Genomic DNA, 21,400 nt, shown 5'->3' with positions numbered 1-21,400 from the left:
TCCTCCTCCGCTCACGTGCCCTGCGGCGACCTCCGCTGCGGCCCAACCACTTCGCTGCGCTCGTGGCCGGGCCTCCGCGGAGGTGCGCCTCCGGGCCAGCTCGGTTGCGGAGCGCTTGAACGTTGCGAACCGTACTGGCCCTTTGCGGGAGGAAGACTTCGCGGTCATGCCTGGCTGGGGCTCTCGGCGTCGCCTGGTCCGCGAGCGCGGCCGGCGGCTACCCGTCCTCGGGCTTCGGAAGCGGGTTGAGGCGCTTCACGTCATAGGCGAAGCCAGCCAGGTCGATCGTCTGCGGCGAGGCCGGCTTGAAGGTCGCGCCGCCGTCGCCGAACGTGGCCGTCACCAGGAAACCGCCGGTCCTCAGATCGTTGGAGATCCGAGGGTTGAACTGCTGGTCCTTGTAAACGAGCTGGCCGTCGATCCAGATGAGCATCAGCCCGTCGGCGAACCCCTCGAAGTTCAGCTTCACGCCCTGCTCGACGCAGACCCACCGCCCTCGTGGCCAGCGCCAAGAGGCCTTACCCACGGTGTTGACCGGGTGGTCGGAGCGGGCCGTGTTCGCGTATATCAGGCCGAAGTCGCCGTCTCGCCACGCGAACCGGGTGGCAAAGCCGCTACGCAAGGTCTCCGTGCGTATACGGTTCTTCACGATCGTCCCGAAGAAGCCGGGGAGACGTCCACCCTTCCCGAACTCGAAGTCCTGAGGAAATCTCACGTAATACCGCATGTACAGCTCGTACGGCGAGCGCAACGTGTGGTCAACGAACATCTGAATACCGCCGTAGGTGGCCCCATCCTGGTAGATCCGCGCCTCCTCGGGATTCGTGACGTCCGACGGAATCGACACCCGCAGAAAAGAGGGGAAGCGCTTGTCATCGGACGGCAGCACCTCGGCCAGGTCAAGGCCGAAGCTGGACCGGGTGGTCGGGACCAGCTTCTCGCCGAAGAACTGCCTGGCGACGGTCGCGCTGGCGAGCGTGTGGCGAGCGCTCCCCGGCGTGGTCGACACCGCGCCCGGCGCCGCCGTGTCCGGCGGAAGGGTCTCGCTCGCCGGATCGACCTGCCCCATGCCCGGACCACAGGCGGCCAGCACACCACTGAGGCCGGTCGCCGCCAGCCCCAGCGCGCCAGCGGCCGACGAGCGCATCAGCTCCCGCCGGGTCATTCCGCCGCGCAACCGCGTCTCCTGTCCCTGGAGCCTCACAAGGTCGGCCGGCCAAGCGCGCGAAAGCTCCAGCCGGCCCGCCGCCAGCGCGCCGGGTCGAGGGTGTTACGCCCGTCGATGACGACCGGATTGCGGGCGACGGACGCCAGCACGGCGGGGTCGATCTCGCGGAACTCCGCCCACTCGGTCAGGTGCAGCACCACGTCGGCGTCCAGCGCCGCCTCGAGCGCGTTCAGCTCGTACCGCAGTTCAGGATGGCGGCGCCGGGCGTTCGGAATCGCGGCCGGGTCGCAAATCGTGACCACCGCGCCCGCGTCGTGCAGCGCGCTGGCCACGTCGAGCGCCGGTGAGTCCCGGACGTCGTCGCTGTTCGGCTTGAAGGCCGCGCCGAACACGGCCACTCGTTTCCCGTTCACATCGCCACCGACCGCCTCGGTCGCCAGCTCCACGACGCGCGCCCGACGCCGGAGGTTGATCGCGTCGACCTCGGCGAGGAACGCGACCGCCCGCCCGACATTCAGCTCCTGTGCCCGGGCCTGGAAGGCACGAATGTCCTTGGGCAGGCAGCCCCCGCCGAAACCCACACCGGCCCCGAGGAATCGGCCGCCGATCCGGGTGTCGTAGGAAAGCGCCTTCGCCAGGACCGTCACGTCCGCGTCGGCCGCCTCGCAGACCTCGGCCATCGCGTTGATAAACGAGATCTTCGTGGCGAGGAAGGAGTTCGCCGCGACCTTCACCAGCTCGGCGGTGGCGAAGTCGGCGACGATCAGCGGGGTGCCGGCGTCGAGCGGCTGGGCGTAGATCTCGCGCAGGACGGCCTCGGCCCGGCCACCGTCATCCGTCGGCACGCCGAAGACGAGGCGGTCGGGCCGCAGGGTGTCCTCGACCGCGAAGCCCTCGCGGAGGAACTCCGGGTTCCAGCCAAGACTCGCCTGGGGCGCCTCGGCCGCGAGTCGGGCGGCCAGCCGCGCGGCCGTCCCCGCGGGCACCGTCGACTTGCCGACGACCAGCGCTCCCGGCCTGAGGCCGGCCGCCAACAGACCATCCATCGCGCTGTCGAGGTAGCGCAGGTCGGCCGCCGGCGAGTCGGCCCGCTGTGGGGTGCCCACGCACAGGAAGTGCGCGTCCGCGTCGGCGACGTCCTCAAAGGAGGAGCTGAAGGTCAGCCGACCGGACTCGAGGTTCTTGCGCAGCAGCTCCTCGAGCCCGGGCTCGAAAAACGGCACGACCCCCGAAGCGAGGCTCGCCACCTTGGCCTCGTCGACGTCCAGGCCGACGACGGTGAAGCCCAGCTCACTCATACACACCGCGTGCGTGGCACCCAGGTAGCCGGTGCCCACCACGCTGACCTTCGTCACCAGCGGACCAGACGCCGCCGGACCATCTCCTCGCGAAACCGCCGTGTCAGATAGCACGATCGCGTTCCCCCCATCAACGTAAGGCGGTCGGCCGCCACGATCATTCGTGCGCGGATCAACGAGCCGGACGACCTCGATGGGGCATGGTGCCAAACGCCCTCGGCCGGCCGGACACCGGCTGAGGGGGGGCGATGATTTCAGACACAGGACCTTGCTCGGATTTAATTATGAAGACTACGCGAGAACCATCGTTTCACAACACGCAAAAAATTTCTTCGCTCCGTGGCCGAATGAGTTCTCAGAGAGATGGTGATTGCTGAGCAGAAACCACGGCGAACGCCGTGCACGGAGGAGCGGCCGACACCACTGCTAGCCTGCTGCCGTCCACCAGAGAAGGGTTGACCAACGACCGACCAAGGTCGAAAATCTTTGGCCAGCCAAGGCGCGTGGCCGGCCGATCACAGGTCGCATTTGGGGGGGTCCCGCGACAATGCAATGGCTCAACACGGCGATTGATTTCATATCCAGCCACCGAAGTCTCGTACCGATCGGCATCGCCGGTGTCATCTCATGGGTGGTGTGGCTCAGTCGACGCGTGCTCTCCATGCGGTACCGACCCGTACGGAACAACTTCCGGACGACGACGTCGGTCGTCGTGCCGTCCTTCCGCGAGGACCCGGAAGTCCTCGAACGCTGCCTGAAGACCTGGCTGGCCCAGGACCCGACCGAGATCATCATCGTGCCCGACGTCGAGGACACCACGTTGATCGAGCTGCTCGACCGCCGCGCCGACCCGAAGGTTCGGGTGATCCCCTTCGTCCACGAGGGCAAGCGCTCCGCGCTCGGTGTCGGAGTCTCGGCGGCGACCTCCGAGGTCATCGTGCTCTGCGACTCGGACACCGCCTGGGAGCCCGGCCTGCTGGCGGCCGTGCAGATGCCGTTCGTCGATCCGGAGATCGGCGGTGTCGGCACCCGGCAGAACGTCTACGAGCCGCGCAGCAGCGTGTGGCGGCGGGTCGCCAACTGGCTCGTGGACATCCGGTACCTCGACTACGTGCCGGCACAGGGACGGGTCGGCGCCGTGGCCTGCCTGTCCGGGCGGACGGCGGCGTACCGCCGTTCGGCCGTCGCGCCCGTCCTGCACAACCTCGAGCACGAGTTCTTCCTCGGACGCCGCTGCATCGCCGGCGACGACGGCCGGCTTACCTGGCTGGTACTGGCCTCCGGGTACAAGACAGTGCACCAGGACACGGCCCGGGCCATGTCGATGTTCCCGGACAGCCTGCGGGCGTTCATCAAGCAGCGGGTCAGGTGGAGCCGTAACTCCTACCGCACCTACCTCACCGCGATCTACAAGGGCTGGCTCTGGCGCCAGCCACTCATCACGCAGGTCGGCGTGCTCCAGATCATATTGACCCCGGTGACCATGGGTGTGGCGATCACCTACTTCACACTGTGGATGTTCCGGCCCGAGGCAAACGCGCCCATCATCGCGATCTGCTGGCTCCTGCTCGGCCGAGCCATCCGCGGCTTCTCGCACCTTAAGGAAAACCCGCGAGACATCTTCGTCCTCCCGCTGACCGTGTTGATGATCATTGTCATCGCGCTACCGATCAAGGCGTGGGCGCTTGTCTCCATGAACAAGCAGGGCTGGCTGACCAGACGCTCCGACATGCTCGGTGGCGAGGGGCAGACGGACGCCTCCACCAGGACCGGCGTGCCCGGGACGGCCACCGCGGGTGCCCGATGACCGCCTCCCGGCGAAGCCGACCGGTCCCTCGCCCGCGAACAATGGTCGCGGGCCTGCTGGCCAGCGCCGCGGTCACGACCGTCGTCCTGACCGCGCTGCCCGCGCGGGCGTCCTCCGTACAGCCTCTTCCCCCCGTCTCGTCGGCGGACGCGAAGAAGCAGGCCGTGTTGGTCGACGCCGAGGACATCCGCCTACGGACGATGTTCGAACGCTTCGGTGTGCTCACCAAGCCGACACTGGTCGAGACGGCGGGCAGCCTGCCGACTGTGCTGCTCCCGGCGCGGGCGGAGCCCTACACGGTGGCCGAGGTGATCAGTGCCGGTGGCGGCCGCCGCGAAGTGGACGGAGCGGTGCTGTTCACGGCGAACGTGCTCGTCGGGCCCCAGGCCCGCCTCGTGGTCAGCTCACTGGCCGGTGACCTCCGGCTGGCCAGTGGTCCCAGCGGTTTCGCGACCGTCGCTGCCTGGCGTGGCGCGATGGAGTTCGTCGGCGCGTCGCCGGACCGCAAGCTGCGCATCGTCGGCTGGGACGTGCAGAACCTGCGGCCGGACACCACCACCGTCGACGGCCGGTCCTACATCCGGACGATGGGCGGTGAACTCATCGTCCGGAACGTCGACGCGAGCAGTCTGGGGTTCTGGACGGGGCGCACCGGCGGCATCGCCTGGACCGGGAGCAAGGGCGAGCCCAGCACCGGCGGCGCCGCCGACTCGGTGTTCCGGAACAACATCTACGGTGCCTACATCTCCGGCAGTGAGGGCATCCAGATGATCGATGTCCGGCTGGAGGACAACGAACGCTCCGGGCTCGGTGTCCATCGAGACGCGACGGGCACGCTGATTTCCGGGGTCACAGCGGCGCGCAACCATGGCGACGGCATGACCATTGACCGTGCCTCCGGATCGCGGGTCATGCGCAGCACGGTCACCGACAACAGCGGCGACGGCATCACGGTCGACGGCCGCGGGCTCGGGGTCGTGGCGACCGCGACCGGCGTCCAGGTCAACCAGATCAAGGACACCCTGATCGAAAGCAACACCGTCAGTGGCAATGGGCGCTACGGGATTCGGGTGGTCGGCGGTGAGAATTCCGTCGTCCGGGCCAACAATGTTTCCGGCAGTCAGGTCGGCATCATCGTCAAGAGCGGCGCGAACGGCACTCAGATCACCGACAACAAGGTGAACGGCTCCAGCGAGACCGGCATCCAGGTCGGCCCGGACGCACGGCGCACCGCGATGGTGAACAACACGATCACCGAAAGCCAGCGCGGCATCGTCGTTCAGGACGCCACGACCAACATCCTCAGTCGCAACCAGGTGACCGGCGCCAAGGACTTCGCGATCACGATTCGCGGCCAGGCCACCGACACAAAGATCCAGAACAATACACTCGCCGGGCGGGGATGGCGGGCGATCGACATCCGCAAGGCGCTGGGAATGAGCGCCCGTGAGGTCCGCAGCAACAACACCGGTGGATGGGTGTCGCTGAAGCCTCACCACTGGTACACGCTCATTGAGCAGCACCCGGCGCTCCTGGTCTGGGGCCTGGTCGTGCTGCTGCCGGTCTTCGGCTGGTGGAGCCGCCGGCGGGCGAGGAAGCGGCCGGCGTCGCATCCCTATCCCGAGTCGGAGCTGCTGCTGCGGCGGATGACCGACGGCACCATGCGGCCGCGATCCCAGCAGGAGCTGATCATGGCGGCGGCCCGCGACCGGGCCGCTACCGGCGACCGCGTGCCCGAGCCCGTAAGGACCGTGCCCAGATCACGGACACCCCGGCAGTACGACGTGCCGGTCGAACAGCGAGCGGTCCGCGGCCCGTCCCGCCACGTTCCGGTCGACTCCGAGCCGACGTTGATGAGTCTGCGCGTGCAACGCAAAGGACCGCCCGGCGCGAACGACGGTACCCACCCCGCGCCGGCGTCCGTCGCGGGACCGGGCCAGGAGGATGACTCGCCGACGGACTACTTCACGCCACGCATGTCGACACAGACGGCTCCACCCAGACCGCGCGACGCCGAAAGCCATCGCGCCAGCCCGGATGGCGACCCGCCCTCCGGTCGGCGGAGATGGCGTGACTGATCATGACAGGGAGACCATCGGTGATCGCCATGTCGATGCCGCGGGACCGCTCGTCCGCCCGGGTTCGCCGCGGCCGGGCCCTTCGACTGGCCACACTGGTCGTCGCCGCCACGCTGACCGCCGTGGCCTGCGGCGGCAACGGCGACGACCGACCCACCGAGTTCGCCTCGGTGCCGGCGGCCTCGCCGAACCCGAGCGCGCTGCAGGGCTCGGATGACGGGAAGGGGCACGCCAGCGGCGGCCCCGTGGGAGCCGGTGGCTCCGCCCCGAGTGCCCCGGCCGGTGGAAAGGTCACCTGCCCCGCCGGCGGCGGCACCACCGTGCACGACGCGGACGAACTGACGGCGGCGCTGAAGGCGGCCCAGCCTGGCACCATCATCCGGATGGCCGCCGGCCGCTACGTCGGCGATTTCAGCATCACGGTCTCGGGCACCGAGACGAGCCCGATCTGGCTGTGCGGCTCGCCGGACGCCGTCATCGACGGCGAGGACGACGCCAAGTACCTGCTGTATCTGAACAAGGTGTCCTGGGTCCGGGTGGCCGGGTTCAGCCTCCGTGCCGGGCGCAAGGGCGTCGTGGCCGATTCCGTCCATCATTCGATCATCGCGTCGCTGCACGTCAGCCAGATCGGCGACGAGGCCATCCACCTGCGTACCGCCAGCACCGACAACATCGTGATCGGGAACGTCGTCCGCGACACCGGCAACCGCTCGGAGAAGTTCGGGGAGGGCATCTACGTCGGTAGCGCCACGAGCAACTGGTGCACGTACACGAACTGCCAGCCCGACCGCAGCAACCGCAACTCGGTGATCGGGAACGACATCGCCGGCACCACCTCGGAGAACATCGACATCAAGGAAGGCACGGAGGGCGGCGTCGTCAGCGGCAACAGGCTCAGCGGTGTCGGAATGGTCGCGGCCGACTCGTGGATCGACGTCAAGGGAAACGGCTGGCTGGTGGAGAACAACACCGGTTCGACCGACGGCGGCTCCATCAAGGACGGCATTCAGACGCACGTGGTCGAAGAGGGCTGGGGCCGTCAGAACACCATCCGCGGAAACCACCTGACGGTGGACGGCGAAGGCTTCGGCGTCTACATCCACGACGGCAAGGAGACCCTGAACATCGTCGGCTGCGACAACCAGGTGACCGGCGCGGGGAAGGGCCTGTCGAACATCACCTGCGCCTCGGGCTGACCACCGCGACGGGCGCTCTGAGCTGACTGGCTCGCCAGTCAGCTCAGAGCGCCTTCGTGTTCGGCGTGGACCTACCCGAAGCCGCGGTGCTGCTCCTGGAGCCAGTAGAGCTCCTGAGCCCAGACCCGCAGACGTTCCACGCCCGCCAGCTCGCGGGCCAGCGCGTGGGCGACCGCCGGGCGGCGCAGCACGTCCAGCTCGCTGTCGCGGAACGGCCAGCCGGGGCCGTCGTCCTCGCTAGCCCGCCGGAAGGCGGCCCGTGCCAGCGCGATCTCCGCCAGGGCGTAGTCGACCTGCTCGCGCACCACCACGTACCGGGCGGCGAGATCCTCCTCGCTGACCCCTCGTTCCCCGTTGCTGGGCTGACCGGGGACACGGCGCGCGGCCGTATGTTCAGCGCCCCCGTGGCTCGGCCGCCCCTCGCGGGCCTCCCGGCCGACCTCCCAGATCGCCGACCTGCCAGCAGACCTCCCCGATCGCTGACCTCCCAGATCGACTCCGTCGATCCGGGAGGGACCCTGTCGCCAATCGGGCAGGGACCCCGGATCCGGCAGGAACCCCGGGCTTCGCTGATCTGGGAGGGACCCCGTCACGGGTCCGCCGGGAACTCCGGGCTCCGCCGATCCGACGGGATCCCCGGTGACCTCGCGAAAGGACTGGACCAGGACAGGCCCGGTCGCGGGCCCCGCCGACACTCCCCAGACGGCGTCGTCGACCGTGCCCATCGCCTCGGCCGCGGCGGCAGCCTTCGCGGCCAGCTCCGCCAGCAGGGCTGGCAACGCCGCGGGCAATGGCGCACCAGAGGCTGGAACGGGGGCCGACTGGATGACGACCGGCCACATCGGGTCCGACGAAGCTGAGGACGCCGGCGCGGGGGCTGGTGGGGCGTCAGGCGACGGAGCCGCCGCCGGCGACGACGACGGCCCAGCCGGCGAGCTCGGCGCGACCAGCGGCGCCACGGGGGCCGCCGCGCGGGTGGCTTCGAGCCCGAACGGAGGCAACGGCGGCGGCACGGTGGCGGCGCCCCCGACCACCGGGCCAACCGTGACCGCGGATGCCGACGACGCGGACGGGTCACGGGCGACGGCCGGGTCGACCGTGACCTCGGCGCCGCGGGCCGCCAGCGGCCCAGTTGTCACCACCGGTCCGCCTGGCGCCGACGAACCGGCCGCCGTGACCTGGACGGACGTGTCGGATGGCCCGGCCGTCGCGAACCGGTCGGCGGGCGGCACGGGGGCGGCCGGGCGGCCGCGCTCGCCCAGCACGACGTCGTCGACGACCACGTCCCACCCCGCCGGCGACGCCGTCGGGGATTGCGACGGGTACGACGGCACGGACGGTGAGTAGGACGACGTGGACGAAGACGTCGGGTACTCGGGAGGCGATGGTGACTCCTGGTAGGCCGGAAGCGGCCCGCCGAGGTCGATCGGGCCGTCGTCCACGGCGGTCAGGCCCACCCCGGTGTTCCCGATCGGCACCGGCACGGACGCGGGCGCCACACCGGCCGGCATCGACACCGCGGGCAGCGCGGCGTACGGCGCGGCGGCCGTCTGCGCGTCCGCCGTCACGGCCCGGATGGTCACCGCGTCGAACGACGTGTCGTCAGGCGGCCACGTACCCGGCCCGGGGATCACCGGAAAAGGCTCGCCCAGGTGGGGCTCCGTGGACGGCGATGGGTTTCCGTACGCGGTTGGGTACCGCGGCGGAGCCGACGGGTGGAAGATCGGTTCCTGGTACGCGGGCGACGACGCGACCGGTATGGGTGGCACGGGCGACGGCGACGCGGATGGCGGCACGGGCGTGGAATGGACCGGCTGCACGCCATAGGCCGACGGGCCCCGGAACAGGGGCGGCACGGCGGCCGGAGCGCCCGGCGCGGGTGGCAGCGGCGGCCCCGAGAGCTCGCCGGGCACCTGGGGACGTGACACCGACGGTGGAGGTGGTATCGGGCGGCCGAACTCGTCGACCGCGAGCCGCCAGTCCGTCACCGGCCCCGAGCGCCCGGGGGTGGGAGCGCTGGGCTGATCGGCCGGCGGGGCCGCGTCGACCACCCACGGTGACGGCGGCTCGGCGGCCGGGGAGCCATGCGAGCCATACGCACGCTCGTAACGGTCCTCGTACGGACCGTGGCCTTCATACGAGCCAAACGACGCAGACATGGTGAGGGCAGGGTACGGCGGTCCCGCGGCCGGACGCTCCGCGCCCGCCGCCGGGCACCGCCTGTCGGGGCGAGGCGCTGGGCGCGCTCGCCCCGTGTCGGGCGCTGGGCGCCCTCCCCGCGTGGTTCCGGGCCCTGGCATATGGCGGTGGTAGAGCTGGGACCGGGGTGACGAGGTGGCTGGGTAGGTACTGCGCCAATGCGCCGTCACCAGCTGTGGCTGGACATCCGAGCCCACGGGACGTCTGTCGGGCGCTGGGCGCCCTCCCCGCGTGGTTCCGGGCCCTGGCATATGGCGGCGGTAGCTGTGGCTGGTTTGCGCGGATTGCTCACCAGCACTACGTCACGCCAGGTAGGGGCTGAGGAGGTGGCTGGGATCGAACGGGCGATGTGGGGCAGGTCTGGCGAGCCGGTGCATCCTTCGTCACACCGGCGGGTCGGCGTCGGTGGGGCGGGCTCGGAGGTTCCGGGCGGCGGCAGCGGTCGGGCTGCCGAGTCGTCTCAGCGGTGAGAGCGTGCAGGGGCGGGCGTCTTCTCCGACCGCGGCTTCCTCGGACGGACGGGCAGGTCGGGGCGGAGCCGGTGAGATCGGGTTGACGCCGGCATTCGGTACCACCTCGGTTTTACGGCTACCTCACGCGGTACGCGCGGAGAGGCTAACTCGTCATGGGTGAGTCTGGTACTGCAGAGTGACAAAGAGGCAACGGTGGGTAGCTGACGAATGGGCTACCTCGTCGCGGTCCGCGCCCACCGGGGCAAGGAACACGCCTTCTTTTAGTACCAGGTCTTTCAGGGGGTTCAGGTGGAGGTAACCGCGCCGGCGGCCGTTCTCGTGGTTGGGTTCCCGCTGCTGATGATGCTCGTCATGCTGCTGATGAACGCTGTCGAGCGCCGGCTGACCGGCTCCGGGCGGCCCGCCCTGCGCCTGGTACCCAGCGGCGGCGAGGAGACGACTCTCGGCAACGAGGGCATGCCCGCGCCAACCGTCGCCGCGGCCGCCATACCAAACGGGCCAAACAGGCCAAACGGGCCAACAAGACCAGTCGGGCCGACAGCTGATGGCGCCGAGAGGCCGGTCGCGGCCGGGCACCGCCACACCCTCCATCTCATGCCGGTCGATCTCGTGACGGCCAACCTGGCGCCCGGCGACGCGGCGCGAGCCTTCACCCACTCGGCGGTCCGGACCGTCGAAGCCGGCGCACTGTCCAGACGAGCCGAGGCCGGCTACTCCTAGGAGCCTTCCCCGGACCGACCGGCCTACGGCGAATCGGCGGGTATGCGCGATTCGGCCGGGAGGGCCGGCTGAGCCGGGACGACGCGGAGGCGGCCGGTCAGGCCGGTCGCCGCGACCAGCTCCAGGAACGCGGGCGTCGGCGCGCGGACCTCCAGCATGGCGTGGACACGCCGCAACAGCAGATCCGCGCGCAGAAGCGCGGCGAGCGCCGGGATGTCCACCCGGTGCAGACCGCTCACGTCGACCGTCACCGTGCAGCCGCCGCGGCCAAGCAGATCGCCGACCTGGTCGCGCAGGCAGCGCCGGCCAGGTCCGTCCAGCTCGCCGACGAGCTCGATGAGCACGTCCTCGCCGCCCCGCGCGTCGCGGTGCACCGTCATCCGCAGAGCCCCGGCGTCGACCCGCATCTCACCCCCCGATCCCCTGGCCGCCGGCTCCACCCGCGGCAGGATGGTTACGGAGAGTAACATGGGGACTCGTCGTCGAGCCCTCAGCGCGCAGCGATGCGGCAAAGGGCCAAAGACCCGGAAGTACCTAACGCCCCGACTCCGCCACAGCGACTCGGCCCGCGGAACTGCCATCAAGCAGGGTCACCGGCCGCGGTCTCCCGCCGATTCGCTCCAGACCGCCGCCGGACAGGCGGACCGGCCCAGGGCGAACTGGCGGGGACCCCTGGGGTCAGCCGGCGGCGATGGGCGCTGGGATGCCGGCGCGGAAGCGGCGGATCAGGGTGTTCGTCGAGGCATCATGCGCGAGCTCCGGCTCGCCGGAGGCGGCGAGCTCCGGAATGATCCGGCCCGCGAGCACCTTGCCCAGCTCGACGCCCCACTGGTCGAAGCTGTTGATCCCCCAGATCGTCCCCTGCGTGAAGACCTTGTGCTCGTACAGCGCGATCAGCTGCCCGAGGGTGAACGGGGTCAACGCCGGCGCGAGCAGCGTGTTCGTCGGCCGGTCACCGGTGAAGACCTTGTGCGGCACGAGTTCGGGTGCCACCCCTTCGGCGGCGACCTCGGCGGCGGTCTTCCCGAACGCCAGCGCCTCGGTCTGAGCGAAGAAGTTGGCCATCAGCAGCACGTGCTGGTCGTCGGCACCGTTCCCGCCGACGTGGGTGTGCGGCGGGGCGACGAAGCCGATGAAGTCGGCGGGGATGACCGTCGTCCCCTGATGCAGCAGCTGGTAGTAGGCGTGCTGGCCGTTCGTGCCCGGGGTTCCCCAGACGACCGGCCCGGTGTCCATGGTGACCGGGCGGCCGGCGCGGTCGACCGACTTGCCGTTGCTCTCCATGTCCAGCTGCTGGAGGTACGCCGGAAAACGGCTCAGGTAGTGGCTGTACGGCAGCACCGCATGCGTCTGCAGGCCAAAGAAGTCGCGGTACCACAGACCAGTCAGCCCCATCAGGACCGGAAGGTTGCGGTCGAGCGGCGCGGTGCGGAAATGTACGTCCATCGCGTGGAACCCGGCGAGCAGCTGGCGGAAGTTCTCCGGCCCGATCGCGACCGCCAGGGAAAGGCCGATCGCCGAGTCCATGGAGTACCGGCCGCCCACCCAGTCCCAGAACTCGAACATGTTCGCCGTGTCGATGCCGAATTCGGCGACCTTCTGGGTGTTCGTCGACACCGCGACGAAGTGGTGCCGGACGGCGTCCTCGCCGAGGGCCGCCACCAGCCAGGCTCGGGCGGTCCGCGCGTTCGCGATGGTCTCCAGGGTGGTGAACGTCTTGGACGAGACGATGAACAGCGTCTCGGCCGGGTCCAGGTCGTGCGTCGCCTCCCAGATGTCGGAGCCGTCCACGTTGGACACGAACCGGCTCGTCAGGGAGCGGTCAGCGAACGTCCGCAGCGCCTCGGTGGCCATCGCCGGGCCGAGGTCGGAACCGCCGATACCGATGTTGACGATGGCGCGGATATGCCGGCCGGTGGCGCCCGTCCACACTCCGGAACGGACCCGGTCGGCGAAGGCGTACATCTTCTCGAGCACCGCGTGCACGCCAGGGACGACGTCGGCGCCGTCCACCTCGATGGTCTCGCCCTCGGGGGCCCGCAACGCGACGTGCAGCACCGCGCGGTGTTCGGTCGTGTTGATTTTCTCGCCGGTGAACATCGCCTCGACCCGGGCGGGCAGCCCGGCCCGCTCGGCGAGCGCCACCAGCAGCCGGACGGTCTCGGCGGTCAGGAGGTTCTTCGAGTAGTCCAGGTACAGGCCGTCGGCCTCCACCGACAGCGTGTCGGCCCTGCCCGGGTCCGCGGCGAACAGCGCGCGCAGGCCGGCACCAGCCAGCTCGGCGTGATGCGCTCGCAACGCCGCCCATTCCGGTGTCCGTGTGATGACGACCGGCTCGCCATCCAGGTGAGAGGGCTCGGAGCTCGGCAGTGAACTCGGCATCGCGCGACCACCCTTCGGTTCCAGACCTGCCCGCTGAGATCTGCTAGCGCCAGTCTCCATGCCGCCTCCCCCACCGATTGACCAGGTGGGACTTGACGCGTGTCAGCGTGCCAGCGTGCCAGACCTCGAGCACACTCGGCGGCCAATCCGGACCTCCCAGATCGCCGACCTCCCAGCAGACCTCCCAGATCGCTTACCTCCCCGACCGGCTCCGCCGATCGAGCAGGGACCTGTCGCCGATCCGGCAGGAACCCCGGGGGACCCCGCGGACGGGCAGGCACGAAAGAAGCGCCGCCGGGGGCTCGGCGCCCACACCGTTCGGCAGCCAGTCGGCGGGGACCCGCGGAAGGCTGGCCCTGAAGAGGACCCAGCGGGACTCGGCGCCGTCGGAGCGCTCAGTCTCCGGTACCGCCCGACGGCCAAGCGGGGGACGTCGCCGAGCCGGTCGTCCGTTCCCGGTCGAGAGACTCGCCCGTGGGTGACAGCCCATAGGCGCGCGACGGTAGCCGTGTTTCGCGCGCACCCAGAGGCGGCTCGCCACCGGACCCCGCTCATCAGCCGACGGACTCGCTCCGGCGCAGGCGAGAGGATGGGTGCACACCGTGTCGGACATCCGACGCCCACCAACTGACCCCCGCCAGGGGGGATCCCGGGGGTACCAGGCCGTAGTATCGCCGGGTACACGACGAAGGGTGTGTTTGCGGCCCGGGCGCGGCCTTCGTGTTTTGTACTTCCGCGTGAAGTGGCCGGCGGCGAACGGGACCAGACCTTGCTAATCGATCGTTCTCTGGTGGAGGCGGCCCTCCCCGGCTACCAGGTCGAAGGTGACCTCGGTAAGGGCGGGTACGGCCTTGTGCTCGCCGGCCAGCACCGGCTTATCGGCCGTAAGGTCGCTATCAAGATCCTCCTTGACACCTCCGACGACCCGGAGCTGCGCGCTCGCTTCCTCGCCGAGGCGCGGGTGCTCGCCGAGCTCGACCACCCGCACATCGTGCGCGTGCACGACTATGTCGAGCACGAGGGCACGTGCCTGCTGGTGATGGAGCTCCTTTCCGGCGGAACGCTCAAGCAGCGCATCCAGGCCGGGAAGATCAGCCAGGAGACCATCTGCGCGGTCGGCATCGCGGGCGCTGCCGCGCTCGCCACGGCGCACGCGGCCGGCGTCCTGCACCGGGATATCAAGCCGGACAACATCATGTTCGACGGCGGCGGGCTGCTGAAAGTCACCGACTTCGGCATCGCCAAGATCTTCGACGGCGCCGAGACGACCGCGAGCGCGATCCTCGGCACACCCCGTTACATGGCGCCCGAGCAGATCCTCGGCAGCCGGCTGTTCCCGTCGACCGACCTCTACGCGCTGGCCGGCGTGCTCTACGAGATGATCGCCGAGCGGCCGCTGTTCGGGAAGCCGATGGGCGTGCAGCCGCTCACCCACCACCACCTGAACGTGGTGCCGGATCCGCTGACCAACGTCGCGACGCCGGTCTCCGCGGTCATCATGCGCACCCTCGCCAAGGACCCGATGGCCCGTTACGGCGACGCCACCGAGTTCGCCCTGGAGCTGGCGCGCGCCAGTGTCCGCACCTTCGGCCCGAACTGGCTCGCCAGGTCCGACGTCAAGATCCGCGTCGACGACGAGATCCGCGAGGCCGCGCAGGGCACGTCGTCAACCCCGAACCCGCCCTTCCCCATGCCACCCGCCGGCCCGCAGCTCCGCCCCGGCGGCCCGGCGACGCCGCCGCCGGTGGGGCCCCGCCCCGGTGGTGGCTACGTCCAGGGGCAGCCGTACGGGCTGCGCCCGAACCTGCCCGGCGGCGGTCAGGCCTTCCCGCCCGGGCCCGGGCAGCAGGTACCCGGCCGGCCGCCCCTGCCCAGCCAGCCGATACCGACCCCGCGGCCGTTCACGCAGCCGGGCGGCTCCGGGAACTGGCCGGCGCCGCCCACCCCGGCCCCGCGCCCGGTGACCCCCGCGCCACCGTCGAACACTCCGGGGCCGACTCCCCTGTCCGCGCCGTTGGCCAGCCCCGGCTACCCGCCGCAGGCCGCCGGCGCCTGGCAGAGGACGAACCAGCCGCTCCCGCCGCCACGGCTCCAGCAGCCACGACCCCAGCCCCAGCCTCCGCTGCCGGCGCACCGGGCGCGCCCGAACGACAAGAAGGGGCTGTTCGGGCTCTCGGCGCGAGCGACCTGGATCGTCGCGATGCTGCTCTTCGTGCTTATCGCGGGCCTCACGACCGCCATCGTGCTCGCGGCGTCCAGCGGTGGCGGCGGAGGGGGCGGAGGGGGCGACGACGGCTCGTCCGAGGCGTTTCCCGACCGGACCCACCGGCTGCCCGCGGAGGCCGTCGGCTACGCGGGCCAGACGCTGAGGGTTCCGAATCTCGCCCCATACGACCTCAGCATCGGCGACGACGGCGCGCTGTACGTGTCCAACCTGGACACCCACATCGTTCACAAGATCGCCAAGGACGGGACCGTCACCCCGATCGCCGGGAACGCGAAGGACGGCTTCTCCGGCGACGGCGGCCCGGCCACGGCGGCACAGGTGTACGGCCCCGGCCGGGTCGCCTGGGACAAGGCCGGCAACCTCTACATCCCAGACACGCAGAACTTCCGCGTACGCAAGATCGACAAGACCGGCAAGATCACGACTGTGGTCGGCACCGGCACGGCCGGCTACTCCGGCGACGGCGGCCCGGCCACCCAGGCACAGATCAACGGCGTCGAGGGCATCGCGGTCACGGCCGACGGCACCCTCTACCTGGCCGACTACGAGAACCAGCGGATCCGCAAGGTCACCCCGGACGGGATCATCACCACGATCGCCGGCACCGGCGAGAAGGGCTACACCGGTACGCCGACCCCGGCTACCCAGGCCAAGCTCGACGGCCCGAACAGCATCGGCCTGGCCGACGACGGCACGATCTACTTCGCCAACCTGGGCAGCGACACCGTCCAGAAGATCGACAAGACTGGCACCGTGAGCACCTTCGCCGGCAACGGCGAGACCGGGCGTACCGGCGACGGCGGCCCGGCCACCGGCGCCACGCTGTCGATCCCCGACGTGTTCCTCGGCCACGACGGCACCGTCTACATCTGCGCCTACGGCAGCGAGACGATCCGCAAGGTCACCCCGGACGGGATCATCACGACCATCGCCGGCACCGGCGCCGAGGGTTACACCGGGGACGGCGGCCAGGCGAACGCGGCCCAGCTCAAGGACCCGACCTCGGTGGTCGTCGACGCCAACGGAGCCATCTACGTCGCTGACAACGGCAACAACGTGATCCGTCGGATCGACCCGAACGGAACCATCACCACCATCGCCCGACAGAGCTGAGCAGCCGCGGCCACGGGCGCGTGCGGAGATCCTCTTCCGTACGCGCCCTACGCCGTCCTGGAACCCGGCACCGCCTGAACCACGGTGCCTGCCTGAACCACGGTGCCTGCCTGAGCCGCGGTGCCTGTCCGACCCGCTACCGCCGGACCACCGCGGCCTCGACCACCCGTCGCCCGAGCACAGACGCCTGGAGCATGGAGCAGCCCCGACGATGCCGACACCCATGCCTGACCTGATCGCCACCGCGCTGCCTGGCTACGAGATCGGAGCCGAGCTGGGCCGAGGCGGCTTCGGCGCGGTGCTGGCCGCGCGCCACCGGCTGATGGGCCGCGCCGTCGCGGTCAAGGTGCTGCTCGACCCCGAGGCATCCGGCACGGGTTCCGGCAGCGGCGGTGGGCCGGGCGGCGGCGTCCTGTCCGGGCCCGGTGGCGGCGTGTTCGGCTCGGGCGGGGACCAGTCGTCCGACCTGCGCTCCCGGTTCCTCTCCGAGGCCCGGGTGCTCGCCGGCCTGGACCACACGCACATCGTCCGGGTCTACGACTACGTGGAGCACGCGGGCCTGTGCCTGCTCGTCATGGAACAGCTCACCGGCGGCAGCCTGCGCGCGCGCATGGCCGCCGGCGGCCTCGACCCGCGGGCGGGCTGCGCGGTCGGCCTCGCCGCCGCGACGGCGCTGGCGGCCGCGCACCAGATCGGCGTGCTGCACCGGGACGTCAAGCCCGACAACCTGCTCTTCGACGCGTCCGGCGTGCCGAAGGTCACGGACTTCGGTATCGCCAAGATCGTTGAGACGACGGCGGTGACGACGACCGGCCTGGTCGGCACCCCGCGCTACATGGCCCCCGAGCAGATCGAGGGCAGCAGGCTCGGCCCGGGCACCGACATCTACGCCCTCGGCATCGTGCTCTACGAGCTGCTCGCCGGCCGGCCGATGTTCCCGCGCGGGCTCGCGGTGCCGGCGCTGCTGCACCATCACCTGTCCGTGCCGCCTCAGCCGCTGCCGGAGGTGCCGGCGCCGCTGGCCGCGGTGGTGCTCGCCGCGCTGGCCAAGCACCCGACCGAGCGACCCGCGAGCGCGCACGAGCTGGCCCTGCACCTGGCCGCCGCCACGACAGCCGTGTTCGGCCCCGGCTGGCTCGCGACGGCGGGGGTGCCCGTCCGGCTGCCCGACGACGTCCTCACGGCCGCGGGCCATCGCCTCGGTGACACGCTGCCCGCTCCCTCCGGCGCCTGGACGACGCCCGCGCACTACCTGGCCCAGCCGACCGTCATCACGCCACCGGGCTCCACCCCGCTGGGCACGCCGCCGCCCACCCCGACGACACCCGCGCCGCCTGGCCAGCAGTTTTCCGTCGGTCAGCCAGGCCCGGGCGGGTGGCAGCCCTACCCGGCGAACGGCACCCCGCCCCCCGGCCTTGGCGGGTCGGCGGGCTTCCCGCCGCAGCCGGGCCCGGCTTCCCCCGCGCTCGCGCCGACTCGCCGTCGTCGGCGCGCCCGCCCCGGCGCGCGCCGCCGGACGGCATTCATCGCCGCGGGGGTGGGCGTTGTCTGCGTCGCGGCGCTCGTCGTGGGCCTGGTCCTGGCCACCGGCGGCGGCCACGGCGGCGCGAAGGCCGGGTACGCCGGCGAGCAGCGGGTGCTGACCGGCGGTGGGTACCTCGGGGGGATCGGCCTGGCCGAGGACGGCTCGATCTTCGTCGCCGCCTCCGACGCGTCCGAAGGCACCGCGGCGGTGTACCAGCTCAGCCCCGACGGCACCCTGCGCAAGATCGCCGGCATCGGCCCGCCGGCCGCACAGCCGTCGGGTACGCCGTCGGCCGAGACGAGTACCCCGCCGCCCAGCCCCGCCCCGATCCCCGCCAGCGGGATCTCCGCGCTGTCGCTCGCCTTGAAGGATCCGCGGGCGGTGGTGGTCGCGCCGGGCGGCGCCCGCTACATCGCCGACTATGGCGCCAACCGGGTCTACCGGATCACGCCCGCCGGCCAGGCGTTCGTCTTCGCCGGCGCCAGCGCTGACGAGGACGGTTTCACGGTGGACTCAGGCCTGGCGACCAAGGCCGCGCTCTACGGGCCCACCGCGCTGGCGATCGGCCCGGACGGCTCGGTCTACATCGCCGAGGGAAACCGGATCCGGAAGGTCACCAAGGATGGCCTGATCTCGACGGTCGCCGGCGCGGCCAGCCGCTCCAGCGCCGGTAACCGCGAGGGCGACGGCGGGCCGGCGACGAAGGCGACGTTGCCCTCGCCGAACGGGCTCGCGGTCGCGGACGACGGAACGATCTACGTCTCCGACGACAACCTGGAGACCGTCCGTAAGATCACTCCAGCGGGCATCATCAGCACGGTCGCCGGCACCGCGGGCACAAGTGGCGACACGGGTGACGGCGGCCCAGCCGCGAAGGCGCTGCTCTACGACCCGATCGACGTTGCCCTGGGCGGCGACGGCTCGCTCTACATCGCCGACCAGTCCAACGGAAAGATCCGCAGAATTGGTGTGGACGGCGTCATCACCACGTATGCGGGCGTGGGCTCGTCCGGTTCCGGCGGCCTGGACGGGACACTGGCGACCCAGGCCGACCTGGGCAGCGTGGACGCGATCATCGTCGACCCGTCCGGCGCGGTCTATGCCACGTTGTACTACGAATCCACCCTCGTCCGGATCGACCCGGACGACCACATCGTGCGTGCCCTGGTGGTCCCGCCGGCGACATAGCGCCAGGTACGCCGCCCGACCCGCACGGTTGGCTGACCACCGCGCACGGGTCGGACATCCGCCCGGGTGCGGGTCGGACATCCGTCACACATGGTCGCCGGCTCATCACGGACGATCGACCGCCTGTCACTTGCCGGCCCGAAGCCATCGCGCCGACAAGCCGGGCGAACGGCCTGTGGCCTGGGGGTATGCGCGGTTAAGGTCCGGACATGGAGGTCGTACCGGACAGGCGCACCGCGCTGCGGCTGGGGCTCTCGGTACTTGGGGGCGCGGCCGTCGGCGGCGGCGGCCTGCTCGCCGGCTGCTCCTCGGACGGCTCGCCCGCGCCAACTCCCAGCCCGAGCGCGACGGCGAGCCCGCCCGGGCCGTCGCCGTCACTTGATCCGACGCAGAGCTGGGACACGCTGGCGGCACGGCTGACCGGCGAGCTGGTGCGGCCCGGCGACGGCGAGTACGACACCGCGAGGGCCCTGTTCGACCCGGCCTTCGACACCGTCCGCCCCCAGGGTGTCGCCTACGCGGCGAACCAGGACGACGTGGCCACCGCGGTCCGGTTCGCGCGGGCGACCGGGGTGGGCCTGGCCGCCCGCTGCGGGGGGCACAGCTACGGCGGCTACTCGACGACCGAGGGACTGGTCGTCGACGTCACCCGGATGAACCAGGTGAGCGTCGACGACCATGGCGTCGCGACGATCGGCGCCGGCGCCCGGCTGATCAAGGTATATACCGACCTGGCGGGCGTCGAGCGGGCGATCCCAGGCGGATCATGCCCGACGGTCGGTATCTCCGGGCTCGCGCTTGGCGGCGGGGTCGGGGTGCTCGGCCGGCTGTATGGCCTGACCTGCGACCACATGACGGGCGCCGACGTGGTGCTCGCCTCCGGCGAGACGGTACGGGTCGACGAGAACCACGACTCCGACCTGTTCTGGGCGCTGCGCGGGGCCGGGGGCGGCAACCTCGGGATCGTCACCGCGTTCCGGTTCGCCACCCACGCCGCCCGCTCACTGACCTTGTTCTCGCTGCGCTGGCCCTGGGGGGCGGCGCAGGAGGTGCTCACCGCGTGGCAGGACTGGGTCACCGGGAAGCTCGGCGCGATGCCGGACGAGCTGTGGTCGACGCTGGTGGCGGGCTCGGTGCCCGGCGGTTCCGCGCCGACGCTGCGGATCAGCGGGGTGTTCGCGGGCGTCCGGGCAGGGCTGTCCGGTCCGCTCGCCGATCTGCGGGCGGCGGTGCGCTCGGCATCGCCCGCGGGAACGTCGATCACCGAGCATGACCACCTGGCCGCGATGCGCATCGAGGGCGGCTGCTCGGCGAGCGGCGGCGAATGCGGCAGCACGGCCGGGATCCGAGCGGGTGCGCGCAGGCCCGGCCAGCGCGCGGCGTCGTCGATCCTGCTCGCGCCGCTCGCCCCCGCGGGGAACGAGGTGCTCGTCCGGATGATCGAGGAACGCCAACGCGACCCGCTGGCCACCGCCAGCGGCGGGATCATCCTGGACGCCTGGGGCGGCGCGATCGGGCGGGTCGGCCCGGCGGAGACGGCATTCGTCCACCGGGACGCGATCGCCAGCATCCAGTACTTCGGCGGCTACCCGGCCGGCGCCTCGGCCGAGGTGGTCGACGCGAACGGCCGATGGCTGCGCGACACCGTCGCCGCGGCCGCCCCCCACGTCTCCGCGCAGGCCTACCAGAACTACATCGACCCCGAGCTCACCGACTGGGCACAGGCCTACTACGGCGCGAACCTCCCCCGCCTGCGCACCGTCAAGACCCACTACGACCCCGACAACCTCTTCCGCTTCCCCCAAAGCATCCCTGTATAACTGGTTCGCTCTGTTTCTGGTTCGCTCCGTGCGGGCACGGCGCTACGGCCCCTTACTCGCTTCGCTCCCAAGGGACCTCCGCGCCGTGTCCTCCTGCGCTCACGTGCGCTGCGGCGACCTCCGCTGCGGCCCAACCCACTTCGCTTCGCTCGTGGGCCGGGCCTCCGCGGAGGCACGCCTCCGCGCCAGACCGGGTACGTCACGCT

General features: G+C 71.1%; 12 protein-coding genes. 7 read left to right on the top strand and 5 right to left on the bottom strand.

Features of this window, described 5'->3' with window-relative positions; genetic code table 11:
* Positions 1-217: 217 nt before the first annotated feature.
* Positions 218-1,177 (bottom strand): polysaccharide lyase, encoded by a 960-nt coding sequence (locus QOZ89_RS43020; RefSeq protein ID WP_312629941.1) that lies wholly within the window; start codon positions 1,175-1,177, stop codon positions 218-220.
* A 23-nt stretch (positions 1,178-1,200) separates the two neighbouring features.
* Positions 1,201-2,523, bottom strand: a complete 1,323-nt coding sequence (locus QOZ89_RS43015; protein WP_312629939.1) for a UDP-glucose dehydrogenase family protein — start codon at positions 2,521-2,523, stop codon at positions 1,201-1,203.
* Positions 2,524-3,013: 490 nt separating this feature from the next.
* Between QOZ89_RS43015 and QOZ89_RS43010 the strand changes: the two genes are divergently transcribed.
* Genes QOZ89_RS43010 through QOZ89_RS43000 form a run of 3 tightly spaced genes read left to right on the top strand, consistent with a single transcriptional unit; the run spans position 3,014 to position 7,547 of the window.
* A complete protein-coding gene (locus tag QOZ89_RS43010; RefSeq protein WP_071046246.1) occupies positions 3,014-4,273 on the top strand; it encodes a glycosyltransferase family 2 protein in 1,260 nt (419 codons plus the stop codon).
* The gene (locus tag QOZ89_RS43005; protein ID WP_083417984.1) at positions 4,270-6,351 is read left to right on the top strand and encodes a right-handed parallel beta-helix repeat-containing protein; all 2,082 of its coding nucleotides are present in this window, start codon (positions 4,270-4,272) and stop codon (positions 6,349-6,351) included. Before QOZ89_RS43010 ends, QOZ89_RS43005 begins: the two co-directional genes overlap by 4 nt.
* Positions 6,352-6,380: 29 nt before the next feature.
* Positions 6,381-7,547, top strand: a complete 1,167-nt coding sequence (locus tag QOZ89_RS43000) for a hypothetical protein (RefSeq protein WP_241841417.1) — start codon at positions 6,381-6,383, stop codon at positions 7,545-7,547.
* A 71-nt stretch (positions 7,548-7,618) separates the two neighbouring features.
* On the opposite strand, the gene QOZ89_RS42995 is transcribed toward QOZ89_RS43000, so the two are convergent.
* Complete coding sequence (locus tag QOZ89_RS42995; protein WP_241841414.1) at positions 7,619-9,706, bottom strand: hypothetical protein; 2,088 nt, start codon at positions 9,704-9,706, stop codon at positions 7,619-7,621.
* Between the two features lie 801 nt (positions 9,707-10,507).
* Here QOZ89_RS42995 and QOZ89_RS42990 point away from each other — a divergent pair.
* Complete coding sequence (locus QOZ89_RS42990; RefSeq protein ID WP_071046244.1) at positions 10,508-10,939, top strand: hypothetical protein; 432 nt, start codon at positions 10,508-10,510, stop codon at positions 10,937-10,939.
* Between the two features lie 23 nt (positions 10,940-10,962).
* On the opposite strand, the gene QOZ89_RS42985 is transcribed toward QOZ89_RS42990, so the two are convergent.
* Both QOZ89_RS42985 and pgi read right to left on the bottom strand, forming a co-directional pair.
* Positions 10,963-11,346 carry an STAS domain-containing protein gene (locus QOZ89_RS42985; RefSeq protein WP_071046243.1) on the bottom strand — a complete coding sequence of 128 codons (384 nt, stop codon included), beginning with the start codon at positions 11,344-11,346 and terminating at the stop codon, positions 10,963-10,965.
* A gap of 271 nt (positions 11,347-11,617) precedes the next feature.
* Entirely contained in the window at positions 11,618-13,321 is a 1,704-nt protein-coding gene (pgi, locus tag QOZ89_RS42980) for a glucose-6-phosphate isomerase (protein ID WP_071046242.1), read from the bottom strand.
* A 790-nt stretch (positions 13,322-14,111) separates the two neighbouring features.
* On the opposite strand from pgi, the gene QOZ89_RS42975 reads away from it, so the two are divergent.
* The 3 genes from QOZ89_RS42975 (at position 14,112) to QOZ89_RS42965 (ending at position 21,194) form a co-directional block, all read left to right on the top strand.
* Positions 14,112-16,661, top strand: a complete 2,550-nt coding sequence (locus QOZ89_RS42975) for a serine/threonine-protein kinase (protein ID WP_312629931.1) — start codon at positions 14,112-14,114, stop codon at positions 16,659-16,661.
* Positions 16,662-16,884: 223 nt separating this feature from the next.
* Positions 16,885-19,374: a serine/threonine-protein kinase gene (locus QOZ89_RS42970; protein WP_312629929.1), complete on the top strand. Its 2,490-nt coding sequence runs from the start codon at positions 16,885-16,887 to the stop codon at positions 19,372-19,374.
* A 209-nt stretch (positions 19,375-19,583) separates the two neighbouring features.
* Complete coding sequence (locus QOZ89_RS42965; protein ID WP_312629927.1) at positions 19,584-21,194, top strand: FAD-binding oxidoreductase; 1,611 nt, start codon at positions 19,584-19,586, stop codon at positions 21,192-21,194.
* The last annotated feature ends 206 nt before the right edge of the window (positions 21,195-21,400 follow it).

Origin of the sequence: Pseudofrankia coriaricola (assembly GCF_032027725.1) — a bacterium.
Taxonomy (GTDB): Bacteria; Actinomycetota; Actinomycetes; order Frankiales; family Frankiaceae; genus Pseudofrankia.
This window is presented reverse-complemented; position numbering and strand designations above follow the sequence as displayed.

Excerpts from the sequence above, each read along its gene's own strand:
- QOZ89_RS43010 (WP_071046246.1), top strand. The coding sequence starts at position 3,014 with ATGCAATGGCTCAACACGGCGATTGATTTCATATCCAGCCACCGAAGT.
- QOZ89_RS43005 (WP_083417984.1), top strand. The coding sequence starts at position 4,270 with ATGACCGCCTCCCGGCGAAGCCGACCGGTCCCTCGCCCGCGAACAATG.
- QOZ89_RS43000 (WP_241841417.1), top strand. The coding sequence starts at position 6,381 with ATGTCGATGCCGCGGGACCGCTCGTCCGCCCGGGTTCGCCGCGGCCGG.
- pgi (WP_071046242.1), bottom strand. The coding sequence starts at position 13,321 with ATGCCGAGTTCACTGCCGAGCTCCGAGCCCTCTCACCTGGATGGCGAG.
- QOZ89_RS42970 (WP_312629929.1), top strand. The coding sequence starts at position 16,885 with ATGCCTGACCTGATCGCCACCGCGCTGCCTGGCTACGAGATCGGAGCC.
- QOZ89_RS42995 (WP_241841414.1), bottom strand. The coding sequence starts at position 9,706 with ATGTCTGCGTCGTTTGGCTCGTATGAAGGCCACGGTCCGTACGAGGAC.
- QOZ89_RS42985 (WP_071046243.1), bottom strand. The coding sequence starts at position 11,346 with ATGCGGGTCGACGCCGGGGCTCTGCGGATGACGGTGCACCGCGACGCG.
- QOZ89_RS42965 (WP_312629927.1), top strand. The coding sequence starts at position 19,584 with ATGGAGGTCGTACCGGACAGGCGCACCGCGCTGCGGCTGGGGCTCTCG.